The organism is Thermosyntropha tengcongensis (assembly GCF_055381335.1).
Genome location: NZ_AP042437.1, coordinates 310,452 through 323,094, shown reverse-complemented (window position 1 = coordinate 323,094; position 12,643 = coordinate 310,452). Strand labels below are relative to the sequence as shown.

11 protein-coding genes and 1 tRNA gene are annotated in these 12,643 nt (G+C 43.6%); 7 read left to right on the top strand and 5 right to left on the bottom strand.

All coding sequences use genetic code 11. The features are described 5' to 3' along the window. Positions 1-29: 29 nt before the first annotated feature. The 7 genes from nuoF to hydF all read left to right on the top strand — a co-directional run bounded on the left by nuoF (position 30) and on the right by hydF (position 7,574). Positions 30-1,253 carry an NADH-quinone oxidoreductase subunit NuoF gene (nuoF, locus tag ACZ42E_RS01550; RefSeq protein WP_464892708.1) on the top strand — a complete coding sequence of 408 codons (1,224 nt, stop codon included), beginning with the start codon at positions 30-32 and terminating at the stop codon, positions 1,251-1,253. 28 nt (positions 1,254-1,281) lie between these two features. Next, on the top strand, positions 1,282-3,006 hold the full coding sequence (locus ACZ42E_RS01545; protein WP_464892707.1) for an NADH-dependent [FeFe] hydrogenase, group A6: 1,725 nt from the start codon (positions 1,282-1,284) through the stop codon (positions 3,004-3,006). Between the two features lie 131 nt (positions 3,007-3,137). After that, entirely contained in the window at positions 3,138-3,389 is a 252-nt protein-coding gene (locus tag ACZ42E_RS01540; RefSeq protein ID WP_464892706.1) for a TM1266 family iron-only hydrogenase system putative regulator, read from the top strand. 160 nt (positions 3,390-3,549) lie between these two features. Beyond that, a complete protein-coding gene (hydG, locus tag ACZ42E_RS01535) occupies positions 3,550-5,013 on the top strand; it encodes a [FeFe] hydrogenase H-cluster radical SAM maturase HydG (RefSeq protein WP_464893453.1) in 1,464 nt (487 codons plus the stop codon). Between the two features lie 14 nt (positions 5,014-5,027). Further along, positions 5,028-5,318, top strand: coding sequence for a hypothetical protein (locus ACZ42E_RS01530; protein ID WP_464892705.1), 291 nt, complete (start codon positions 5,028-5,030; stop codon positions 5,316-5,318). Further along, a complete protein-coding gene (hydE, locus tag ACZ42E_RS01525; RefSeq protein WP_464892704.1) occupies positions 5,311-6,348 on the top strand; it encodes a [FeFe] hydrogenase H-cluster radical SAM maturase HydE in 1,038 nt (345 codons plus the stop codon). The genes ACZ42E_RS01530 and hydE overlap by 8 nt, the downstream gene beginning before the upstream one ends. A gap of 26 nt (positions 6,349-6,374) precedes the next feature. After that, positions 6,375-7,574, top strand: a complete 1,200-nt coding sequence (gene hydF, locus ACZ42E_RS01520; protein WP_464892703.1) for a [FeFe] hydrogenase H-cluster maturation GTPase HydF — start codon at positions 6,375-6,377, stop codon at positions 7,572-7,574. A gap of 34 nt (positions 7,575-7,608) precedes the next feature. On the opposite strand, the gene ACZ42E_RS01515 is transcribed toward hydF, so the two are convergent. The 5 genes from ACZ42E_RS01515 to ACZ42E_RS01495 form a co-directional block, all read right to left on the bottom strand. Next, entirely contained in the window at positions 7,609-8,415 is an 807-nt protein-coding gene (locus ACZ42E_RS01515) for an enoyl-CoA hydratase/isomerase family protein (protein WP_464892702.1), read from the bottom strand. Between the two features lie 147 nt (positions 8,416-8,562). Beyond that, positions 8,563-8,639 (bottom strand) — tRNA-Pro (locus tag ACZ42E_RS01510). Positions 8,640-8,720: 81 nt separating this feature from the next. Then, on the bottom strand, positions 8,721-9,665 hold the full coding sequence (locus ACZ42E_RS01505; protein WP_464892701.1) for an HD-GYP domain-containing protein: 945 nt from the start codon (positions 9,663-9,665) through the stop codon (positions 8,721-8,723). A gap of 168 nt (positions 9,666-9,833) precedes the next feature. Beyond that, a complete protein-coding gene (locus ACZ42E_RS01500; RefSeq protein WP_464892700.1) occupies positions 9,834-10,079 on the bottom strand; it encodes a hypothetical protein in 246 nt (81 codons plus the stop codon). A 65-nt stretch (positions 10,080-10,144) separates the two neighbouring features. Then, positions 10,145-12,490 carry a PAS domain S-box protein gene (locus ACZ42E_RS01495; protein WP_464892699.1) on the bottom strand — a complete coding sequence of 782 codons (2,346 nt, stop codon included), beginning with the start codon at positions 12,488-12,490 and terminating at the stop codon, positions 10,145-10,147. Between the last annotated feature and the right edge of the window lie 153 nt (positions 12,491-12,643).

The window sequence follows — 12,643 nt, the reverse complement described above, 5'->3', positions numbered from 1 at the left end:
ATGCTAATACCGTGAAAGGAGGGCAAAACATGGCCGAAGAAATGCGCATTGTTCTGCGCAACTACGGCAAAATCGACCCGCTTAAAATAGATGACTATATTGCCCAGGGCGGGTATAAAGCTTTGGAAAAAGCCCGTAGTATGGATAGGGAAGCATTAATAGAAGAAGTTAAGAAATCCAAGCTTAGAGGACGCGGAGGAGCTGGGTTCAACTGCGGCCAAAAATGGTCTTTTGCTTACCAGGCACAGGCTGATCAGAAATATGTAGTATGTAATGCCGATGAAGGTGAGCCTGGTACCTATAAGGACCGCCTCATAATGGAAAATGATCCGCATACCTTGATTGAAGGTATGGCTATCTGTGCTTATGCCATAGGAGCAACCAAAGGTTATATCTACTGCCGCGGTGAATATCCTCATCTGGTTGGCATCCTCAATACGGCCATAAGCCAGGCTAAAGAAAAAGGATTCCTCAAAGACTTCGATATAGAAGTAAGAAGCGGTGCTGGAGCTTATGTATGCGGAGAAGAAACTGCTCTCATAGAATCTATTGAAGGGCACAGAGGAGAGCCCCGCTTTAAGCCACCTTATCCGCCTTCTGAAGGTTTATGGGGTAAACCCACTATCGTAAACAACGTCGAAACTTTTGCCAACATACCGGTTATCGTAGAAAAAGGCGCTGACTGGTACGCATCTATCGGAGTGCCTTCTTATCCTGGCACCAAGGTATTTACATTAACCGGGGATATAAACAACAAGACCTTCTTTGAAGTTCCCACCAATACAACTATTCGCGAACTCATCTACAAATACGGCGGCGGCATCCCGGGCGGCAAGAAATTCAAAGCTGTCCAGATCGGCGGAACATCCGGCGCCTTTATCCCGGAAGAACTTCTTGATACCCCGGTAGCTTTCGACAATATGGCTGCCATTGGCGCTACTCTGGGTTCCGGAGCTGTTTTCGTACTGGATGAAACCCGGGACATCGTGGATGTAGTCACCAGAATCGCCAAGTTCTTTGAACATGAATCCTGCGGCAAATGTGCCCCCTGCCGTGAAGGTACCGCCAGAATGTATGAAATAATGAGCAAACTCAACAGTGGTAAAGGATCTATAAAGGACATCGAAACTCTATCCAGACTTGGTCGGGTTATGTCATGTTCATGCCTGTGTGGGCTGGGTCAGGCTGCCCCCGCACCAGTACTTACTACTATTAAACACTTTAAGGCCGACTATAATGCTAAATTAGTGTAGGAAAGAAGAGCAAAAAGGAGTGAAATGAATGGTTAATCTTACTATAGACGGAATTAAAGTCTCCGTTCCTAAAGGCTCAACCATCCTGCAGGCAGCTAAAGAAGTCGGTATCAAAATTCCTACTCTCTGTTATCATCCCGATCAGTCTGTTAAAGCAAACTGTAGGGTATGTGTATGTGAAGTTGAAGGGAATAGACTTCTTCAGGCAGCCTGTTCGACTCCGGTTACCGAAGGAATGGTAGTTAAGACGAGATCCCCTAAAGTCATTGAAGCCAGAAAAACTATATTAGAACTTATACTTTCCAATCATCCGCAGGAATGTTTAACCTGCCCCAGAAACCAGAACTGCGAACTGCAGGAACTGGCTGAAGAATACGCTATCCGTGATATTCCGTTTGAACATAAGGTCAGAGGTCTTGGCAAAGATACTTCCACACCTTCTATCGTCAGAGATCCTGACAAATGCATACTCTGCCGCCGCTGCATTGATGCCTGCAGTGTAACCCAGTCGGTATATGCACTGGGACTGGAAAACCGCGGACATCATGCTATGGTAGTTCCCTCCATGGGTAAGAGCCTGTTGGACAGCCCATGCGTAATGTGCGGTCAGTGCATCCATGCATGTCCGGTAGGAGCTATAACTGAAAATGAACAGATTGACGAATTCCTGGCTGCAGTTGCTGACCCGGACAAGATAGTCGTAACCCAGATAGCACCTGCTGTTCGTCTGGCTATAGCAGAAGAAGTCGGCATGAAGCCTGGCGAAATGCCGATGGATGTTTTTGTAGCCGGATTAAGGCAGATTGGTTTTGACTATGTGCTGCACACCAACTTCACTGCTGACCTTACCATTATTGAAGAAGGCCATGAGCTCTTAAAACGTCTCAATGAAGGCGGAGTTCTGCCCATGTTTACCTCCTGCAGCCCGGGATGGATTAACTTCTGTGAAACATTTTATCCGGATCTGTTAGACCATCTTTCCACCTGCAAATCTCCGCAGCAGATGTTCGGAGCCCTGGTAAAAACCTACTGGGCAGAAAAAATGGGCATTGATCCGGCTAAAATTTATTCAGTATCCATAATGCCGTGTACAGCCAAGAAATATGAAGCATCCCGTCCCGAAATGCAGGACAGCGGATATCGTGATGTAGACTTGGTTCTCACTACCCGCGAAATTGGAAGGCTCTTTAGAATGAGCGGAATCGACTTTACCAAACTGGAAGGCTCCAGCTTCGATTCCTGGATGGGCAAATACACAGGCGCTGCCGTAATATTTGGCGCTACCGGCGGTGTTATGGAAGCAGCTCTCCGTACCGTTTACGAAGTAGTAACCAAACAGGAGCTTAAAGATGTCAACTTTACTGCTGTACGCGGTATGGAAGGCATCAAGGAAGCTGAAGTTGACCTTAACGGCACGGTAGTGAAGGTAGCAGTTGCTCACGGCTTAAGCAATGCCAGAAAACTTATGGATCAGGTAAGAGAAGGCAAATCTCCTTACCACTTCATCGAAATCATGGCATGTCCTGGCGGATGTATCGGCGGCGGCGGACAGCCTATAACCAAATCTAATGCTCAGCGCCAGGTACGTATCGATGCCATCTATGTTGAAGATGAAAACTGCGAACTCAGAAAATCTCATGAAAATCCGGAAGTCAAGATACTGTATGATGAGTTCCTGCATGAGCCGTTAGGACATAAATCTCATGAGCTCCTGCATACTCATTACCATCCCAAAAACAAAAAGTACTTATAATATAAGCCATAATTAAAACTTCTTCCTGATAAAAAGGCAATAAGCTGATTTAGAGGGAAGAGCAGGCAAGATTTTAAAAACTCCTGCTCCTTTTCCCGGGAGCAGGAGTTTTTTTAGGAAAGGAGTCTTTTATGGATAAAAGGCTGGGAGTAGTAGGCATAGTAGTTGAAGATCGCCATTTTGCCCATGAAGTAAATAAAATAATAAGCGAATATGCAGATATAATAATCGGGCGCATGGGTGTCCCTTACAAAGAAAAAGAAGTTTCCGTAATATCCCTTATCGTAGATGGAACTACGGATCAAATCGGAGCCTTAACCGGCAAACTGGGAAATATCCCGGGAGTCAATGTTAAAAGTGCCTTGACCAAAAACAAAAGTTAAAGCCTGAAAACAAAAAAGAAAATTATCATCCCTGATAGCAAGGTATCTCTGAGTTAAAGGGGAGCTTAAATAGATTTAAGCTGCTTGCTCTATCAGGGCAGGCAGTTTCTTTTTAAGAACCCCTTAAAACAAAAACCAAAGGAGGTTATCTTTTATGATTATGAGCAAAGCGGAAGTTGAAAAATGGGTAAGTCAGGTTATAAAGCCGGAACAGATAGAAAAATATCTGGTAAATGGACACGATTTTATCGACGATGTGTTTATCCAGGAAACTCTCATGAAGAATAAAAATCCGGATAAATCAAGAATTCGGGAAATAATTGCCAAGTCCTTGGAGCTTAATCGTCTGGAACCTGACGAAACGGCAGCCCTTTTGAACTGTGAGGATGAAGAACTGTGGGAAGAAATGTATAAAGCAGGCGGGCAGATTAAGGAAAAGGTATATGGACGCCGGATAGTATTTTTTGCGCCGCTTTATGTAAGCAACTACTGTGTAAACAGCTGTGTCTACTGCGGATTCCGTTCGGAAAATGACAAATCCATCCGCAAACAGCTTACCATGGAAGAAGTAGCTGCAGAAGTAAAAGCCCTGGTATCCAAAGGGCACAAGCGTCTGATTGTAGTATTCGGCGAACATCCGCTGTCTGATGTCCATTTCATCGCCCAAACCTTAAAAACCGTATACAGCACCAAGGAAGGCAGGGGAGAAATCCGCCGCTGCAATGTAAATGCAGCCCCCATGTCTATTGAAGACCTGGAAATCCTGCGCGATGTAGGGATCGGAACCTTCCAGGTATTCCAGGAAACTTATCATCATGAAACTTATCGCCGGCTGCATCCCCGGGGAATCAAAGCAAATTACGGCTGGAGGCTTTATGCCCTGCACCGTGCCATGGAGGCCGGCGTAGATGATGTAGGCATTGGCGCCCTTTTTGGCCTTTATGACCCGAAATTTGAAGTAATGGGGCTTTTGATGCATACTATTGACCTGGAAAAGAGATTCGGCGGGGTAGGACCGCATACCATATCTTTCCCCCGTCTGGAACCGGCATCCAACACCCCGTTTACCAGACAGAGCAAGTACCTGGTCGATGACAAGACCTTCAAGAAACTGGTAACCGTAATCCGGCTTTCTGTTCCCTATACCGGCATGATCTTGACCGCCCGGGAAACCCCGGAAGTAAGGAGAGATGTAATACCGGTAGGAGTAACCCAGATAGACGCAGGTTCCAACATCGGCATAGGAGCTTACAGTACCGATACGGTTGACTACGACCGGCAGCAGTTTATACTGGGAGACAACCGCAGCCTGGATGAAGTTATAAGGGAAATGGCAGAAAACGGCCGCATAACTTCCTTCTGCACCGCCGACTACCGCTGCGGACGCACCGGCAACTATTTCATGGATATCGCCAAAAAAGGAAAAATTCATCATCTGTGTATGCCTAATGCCATACTGACCTTTAAAGAATATCTTCTGGATTATGCCAGTGAAGAAACCAAAAAAGTGGGAGAAAAGCTTATTGAGCAGGAACTTGAAGCTCTGCCCAGTGAAGCTCTGCGCAATACCGTAAAAGAAATGCTGTCCCGCATAGAAAAAGGAGAAAGGGACCTTTTCCTGTAAAGGATGGTGAAGCCATGAATTTTGCTGATTTAAAAAATAAAAGAGAGCTTAAGGATGAGGAAGTTCTCATCGAAGAATGCCAGCAGATAATAAACAGGCTGTACCCGTCCCTTAAATTCAGATGGGCTAAAATATATGGCAAACGCTGGTCTTTCCTCAAAGGAAACGGGGAAGACTTGAGCCTTTATTCGGAAAGATACCAGCTAAGCCCAAGAACCGGCATCATCCTTGATAATCCTGATGCTATAAGCTTAGAAGATAAAAAAGAACTCTTAACTGCACTTAAGGAGTGTTTCAATGATTAACCAGGACAAAATTCTCTACCTTTTAAAAAGCAAAGAAAAGGAAGAACTGGAAAACCTGATAGACAAAGCCGCCTCTGTACGTCAAAAAACGGTAGGCAACATTGTTTATTTGCGGGGGCTTATCGAATTTTCCAACATCTGCAGTTTGGACTGCTTTTACTGCGGGCTGCGCAGGAGCAACCGCCAGCTTGTCCGCTACAAGCTTACGGGAGAAGAAATCATTTCTCTTGCTCTATTTGCTTATGAACAAGGCTTTCAATCACTGGCCCTGCAGTCAGGAGAGATAAGAAGTGATGAGCACATTAACTGGCTGGCAGAAATAGTTTATAAGATAAAAAAACTGACCAGCGACAGTCAAAATCCCGGACTTGGCATTACCTTAAGCGTAGGCGAGCTTGATTATTACCAGTATAAAAAGCTCTATGAAGCAGGTGCGCACCGCTATCTCCTGCGCATAGAGACTTCCAATCCCCATCTTTTTGCCCAGATTCATCCTGCCGGGCAAAGTTTTGCCAAACGGCTGGAAGCCCTGCATTATCTCAAGGAAATCGGCTATCAGGTAGGTACCGGGGTTATGATAGGGCTCCCTTTCCAGACTTATGAAGACCTGTTAGCCGATCTTGTTTTTTTCACCCGGATGGACATCGACATGCTGGGCATGGGGCCTTATATACCTCATCCGGATACTCCGCTGGCTTCAGAGCAGGACAAGATAGAAGTAGACCCATATATTGCCACCTTAAAAATGATAAGTCTGGCCCGCATCCTGATGCCTGACATTAATATAGTCGCTTCCACCGCCTTACAGACAATTCATAAGGAAGGTTTGAAAAACGGGCTTAGAGCAGGTGCCAATATCGTGATGCCGGTTTTAACCCCGGAAGAAAACCGCCTTTATTATTCAATATATAAAGACAAAAAATATACTCCCTTTTCGGAACTCCTTGACACTATAAGAGAACATGGTTTTGAAGTAGGTTTATGGAAGTATGGAGACTCCCTCCATTATTTTTCACGAAAGAAAAAATAAAGATTAAAATTAAGGGAGGACAAACTATGCAGGAAACTCCACGTGCCAACCGTCTGCATATAGCTATTTTTGGCCGGCGCAATGCCGGAAAATCAAGCCTCATAAATGCCATTACCGGACAGGATATTGCCCTGGTTTCCGAAAAAGCCGGCACCACCACTGATCCGGTTTACAAAGCCATGGAAATACTCCCTTTAGGCCCCTGTGTGCTCATTGATACAGCAGGCATAGATGATGAAGGGGAACTGGGGGTTTTGCGCATCAAAAAAACAAGGGAAGTTTTGGATAAAACCGACCTGGCTATCCTGGTAATAGATCCTTCACAGGGAATAAGCGCCTTCGAACTAGATCTGGTAAATGAATTCAATAAAAGAAATATCCCTTTCCTTCCAGTAGTTAATAAAATCGACCAGGCTAATCCTCCAGTTGCGGAAATTGAAAAACAGATAAACGAAAAGGTGCATAAAGTAAGTGCTGCTACCGGGGAAGGCATAAACGAGCTTAAAGAAATGATAGCCAGCAAGGCTCCCCAGGACTATCAGGAACCAGCTATAATCGGGGATATATTAAATCCGGGAGATATGTGCATACTGGTAACCCCTATAGACAGCGCAGCCCCCAAAGGGAGGCTCATCCTTCCCCAGGTGCAGACTATCCGCGATATACTGGACCACAACGCTCAGGCCCTGGTAGTTAAAGAAACCGAACTTGCAAAAGCCCTGGAAAGCCTTAAAAACCCGCCCCGCATAGTAGTTACCGATTCGCAGGCATTTAAGGAAGTCGCAGCTATAGTAGATGATTCAGTACCCTTAACATCTTTCTCCATCCTTTATGCCCGCTATAAAGGAGACTTAAAAATACTGCTTAAGGGGATAGAAAGGCTAAAAGAATTAAAACCGGGAGACAAGGTTTTGATAGCTGAAGCCTGTACCCACCACCGCCAGCAGGATGATATCGGGACAGTAAAAATCCCCCGCCTGCTGGAAAAAATAATAGGCGGGAAACCTGACTTAAGCTGGAGCAGCGGAACAGGTTACCCAGAAAACTTGAGCTCTTTTAAACTGGTCATTCACTGCGGTGCCTGTATGCTAAACCGCAGGCAGATGTTAAGCCGCATAAACAAGGCACTAGAAGCAGGAGTTCCTATAACCAACTACGGCCTGTTTCTGGCTTATGCAAGCGGCATCCTGGAAAGAGTGCTTAAGCCTTTTCGCCATGAACTTTAAGATTAAAAAGCCTGCCCGAAAGGCAGGCTTTTTTTTATTTTCTCCATAAAACCTTGCCGGTAAAATTAGGTTTTCTTTTTTCAGCAAATGCCCTGGTTCCTTCTTTAAAGTCATCCGAAGCCCATGCCAGAACCTGATTCAGGCTTTCCAGCTCCGCCTGAGCATAGAAATCATTCTTAAGGGCTGCTCTCAAGAGCTTCTTATCCATCCATACTGTATAAAGAGGTTTTTTGATAAGCCTTTCTGCCCATTTTTCAGCTTCTGCCAGCACCTGATCCGCAGGCACCACAGCATTTACCAGCCCTAACCTTTCAGCTTCCGCACTATCCAGCACCTTTCCATACCATAAAATTTCCAGGGCCTTGTGATAACCTACCTTCTGGACCAGGAAATAAGATGCCCCACTATCCGGAGTAAAACCTATATTGATAAAATTGAAACCGAATTTGGCAGTATCGGCCGCAATAATAAGATCACAGGAAAACATGGCTGCCACTGCCGCTCCAGCTACTGCTCCATTTACAGCAGCAATAACCGGTTTCTCGATCTCATAAATAGCCTGTACCAATCCAGTGGAAGCATCATAAGTAGCCTTGGCTTTACGTGGGCTATCCATGGCCGCCAGGACCGAAATATCTCCTCCAGCTGACCAGCCAGCTCCAGCACCGGTTATAATCAAAACCTGGATATCGTCGTTTTCCCTCACTACCCTGCAAGCCTCAGGTACATCCATAGTAAGCTGATAGTTAAAAGAGTTTAAAGTTTCCGGCCGGTTAAAAGTCATAACCGCTATTCCGTTTTCCTTCACTTCCAGTTTTACTGTTTCCCAAGTATAACCCATCAAGATTCCCGCCTTTCCCTCTAATTTTTGTCCTTGATATAACTGGAAAATACTTTCGTGAATATTATATCATTAAAACAAATATTCATTAAACTGTTTCAGAAAAAATAAAACCCCTCTTTATAGAGAGGTTTTTACTCTTTTTCATGGTCGGGATGACAGGATTTGAACCTGCGACCTTCTGGTCCCGAACCAGACGCTCTACCAAACTGAGCCACATCCCGCCCTTATCCATTTCAACGCAAAAATTATTTTACCCTAAAAAAGGGATTATTGCAAGTAAAATTTTTAAACAACACAGGCGGCTAACGCGACATAAAGGCCTGGATTTTTTCATATAAAATGCGGGTCACTTTAGCATCCAGCTGGCCAAAAGACCGGTTTCTAAGTTCATTAAGGGAAGAAAAAATATCAACTGCTTGGGCATAAGAACGGTCAGTAGTCATGGCATTGAATATGCTGGCTACAGCTACTATACGCGGATATAAAGGTATATCACTCCCCAGGATTCCCTGCGGATACCCTGTACCATCCAGCCTTTCATGGTGCATTAAAACACCTATTATAACCCGGGAAGGCATCCATTCCGTTTTCATAAGGGTTTTGGCCCCCAAAATCGGGTGCTTTTTTACCAGTGCCCACTCCTCAGTATTAAGAGGCCCCTTTTTCTTAAGCATCCCTTCCGGAAGCTGCAGCTCTCCCACATCATGCAATATGCCAGTTAGCCCTACTTCCCATATTTCATGCTGGGAAAGATTAAGCCATTTTCCCAGAAGAATACTTAAAATGGAAGTATTCAGGGCATGATATTCATATTCATACTCTTTTTGGGAATTCTTAACCTGTAAATAATGATGAAGGCTCACCTGGTCATCTTCTATTAAATAGCGGGTAAGCAGCATCATGTCATCTTTCAGATTGGCCTGCATAGGTTTGTTATATCTTCCCCTTAAGGCTGTCCTTCGCACTTCATAAAGCAGAGTATTATAAAGCTTCATAAAATTAGCAAAACTGTCCGCTTTTTCTTTCAGCTCTTCTATTCCATTTCCTCTTATATTTATATTCTCTCTTTTAACAGGAATCTGTGCTTCTATGTATACTGTCTCAATTCCCTTTTTTAAAAGGCCTTCCTTAAGTTCAGCAATCAAAACCGTCCCTTTTTTTAAAAGCAGCCTTCCCCGGTCATCAAATACATCCTGTGCCAGGCTTTCCCCCATAGGCAAATCATGAAGAGAAATACTTTTTTTCATTACCCAACCCCACCTGTTTTAACATGTTACCCCGTTAGAACTTAATCTAAGTTTAGCAGATTTTATGGCTATTGTCTTATTTTATTCTACATATTACTGCAATTTTTGCATTAAGGTTAAAATAAATTAAGGCTGATAGAACAGGCAATCTATCAGCCTTAACTTATTTTAATCCATATACCTGCTCTGGATTTCTGCTATTTGCGGCACTAATTCATGATACTTCTGGTGAACACCTGCTTCATCAACCTGAGCCAGCAGCAAAACCTTATCCCCTTCAAGTTCCAGCCCTATATTATACATACCGCTTGCTGGATCAGCGCTTACCAGCAGCCCCTCATACTCTTCCTTTACATAACTCCTGTTTTTTAAAAACTCTTCCTTGCTCATTATTTGTCCTTCACTATAACTCATGCATTTCCTCCTTAATAACCTTTTTAAAGGTAGTTTTCCTTAAAAGCCAGGCATTATGCACAATTTTATGGATGGACCAGAGGCAGATAAACCTCCACCCTGGTTCCCTCTCCCCATTTGCTGTATATTTTTATGTCTCCTCCATGCTCTTTTATTATTTTATAGCTTATAGAAAGCCCCAGGCCTGTATTATTATCCTTGGTAGTAAAAAAAGGCTCCATCACCTTTTCCAGATAAGCTTCCTCTATCCCTTCCCCTTCATCAGCAAAAACAATACAGGCAAAACCATCTTTTTTTCCGATTTCTATCGTTATAGAATCTCCAGGCGAGGAAGCTTCCAGCGCATTATAGAGGATATTAGCCAGAGCCTGTTCCATCTGATTACGGTCAACGTACACCTTAAGGCCGCCCAGGCTACAAATTCTGGTAAAGTTCACATGCCTGGTCAAAAACTCATCCCATAAAGAAACCAAAATCCTGTCCAGCAAATAATTTACCTCGGTTTCCTGCAGATCAGTCATGATATCCCGTGAAAGGCGCAAAAAATTTCTTATTATGCTATCAGCCTTATCTATCTCTTCCACTATCATATTGCAGTAATCTGCATTTTGCGGATTATCCAGAGCCAGCATCTGAGCCAAACCCTTTATAGTAGTCATGGGATTTCTCATCTCATGAGCAATATTTAAGGCTATATCTCCGATTAAGGTAAAACGCCGAAAAAGGTCATCTCTTCCTTTTTCCTTTCCTGTTTCCACAAAGTCCAGTTTGTTCCTGGAAAGCATCCTTTCCAGAGCCAGAGTGATATTGCTTACCACCCTGGCTACCATATGGTTGCTGAAAGGCAGGTTTTTCTGGCGATAAGCCCACTTAAAAACGCCTATATTTTTTGTATTGCTGTAAAGCGGCATCCTGGCTGCATATTTATACCCGCAGACCAGCAGCTGCTTATCACCCAAACAGCTGCTGTTGAGGAGATCATACTCAACAAAAAGTCCGCAATCTATATCCATTTTTTCCAGAGGCTCCACTTCACTCCGGTGCAAAACCGAAAAAAAGCTTCTGCCATCCAGTAAACTGTAAACATCCACCACATTGCCATTATATATGTAAAATGAAAAACCACAGCCTGGCAGTTCTTCCTCCATGCACTTTAAAATATCAATAAAAGCTTCCTTTACCGAAGAGCTTTCGGCAATTATCCTGAATATCCTCTTTTCCAGCCTGTCTTTTAAGCTCTCTTCAGAATAACTTAAAGCTTTTTCTTCCCCATCTTCTATAGAGGACAGCGAAATAATAACCGCTGGCCTGTCATTATAAAAAATTGAAGCCAGCTGCCAAATCCCTGCTATTTTCTTTCCTCTTTTAGTAAATATATCTATTTTAAGCTTTGCCAATTCCTGTTCCCCTTGCTGGCATCTGTTAACCAGGGAAACAAACCGGCTCCGGTATTCAGGAGCTATCCATTCGAAAACCGCAAAATTTTTGAGCTCTTCTTCCGTATAGCCGGTAAGCTGGTAAAAGCTCTGATTGGCAAAAATAACTGCACTGTCAGATGCTATGATAACAGGCTCACTGGCTAGATCCAGCATCTTCCTGTATTTTTCTTCAATATAGCGCATCTTCTGTTTATAATATTCCACTTCCTGTGTGCTGCGCACATGTAGCTGCAGAGCAAACTGTCCTTCATACATGGTTGAAAAATAGCTGACCTCACAGTCAACCGGCGCTTTAAACTTATCCACAAAACTGTACCGCAGCCTCTCTCTCACCAAAATCTGGTTGTCAAGGATGGCCTTCAAGTAGTGTCCAAAACCTTTTTTATCTTCCTCTCTTATAAAATCAAGGGGATGCAGGTCATATACCTCCTGCAAACGGTAGCCAAAAATAGAGGCAAATGTTTCATTAGCAGCCAAAAAACCGTGGCTTCCTATTATGCAAATCCCTTCCAGGGCATGTTCTAGAACACTCTTATAACGCTGTTCAACAACCAGAAGCGCCTCTTTAATATTGTGATATCCTTCTGCTTCCAGCAAAAAACCCAGATAAATACCTCTATGCTGATACCATTCAATAAAAAAGGGAACTTTTTCCCCTTCTGCATTTTTAAGATATACAGCTTTATCTACAAGCCCATCCATACTCGTCCAAAAAGCTTCTTTATCCAAATCCTGTCCCCACACCACAATATCCAAAAAATTTTTTCCCACCACATCCTGCCTTTTTTTATAACCAAGCAGCATATGTGCCCTGGTATTTATATCCAGGATATTGCCGCCTGTATCGTATACAATTACCGGCAGTCCCAAAAATTCCAGAAGACGCCGCCTTTTATACTCATCCCCTCTAATCCAAACCTCTATTATCTGTTCCGCCCTGGCTTCAAAATCCTGCCCCGCTATTGCCTTCATTACTTATCCCTTCCTCTCCACGCAAACATATTCGATTCATTTATGAAATATCCTTGTGCAAAAAATAACCAAATTGTCCAACATAACTACACATGCTTTTCCATTTTTTTGAAATAAAGGAAACTTTATTGAATATTCCTTCATACACTGGTA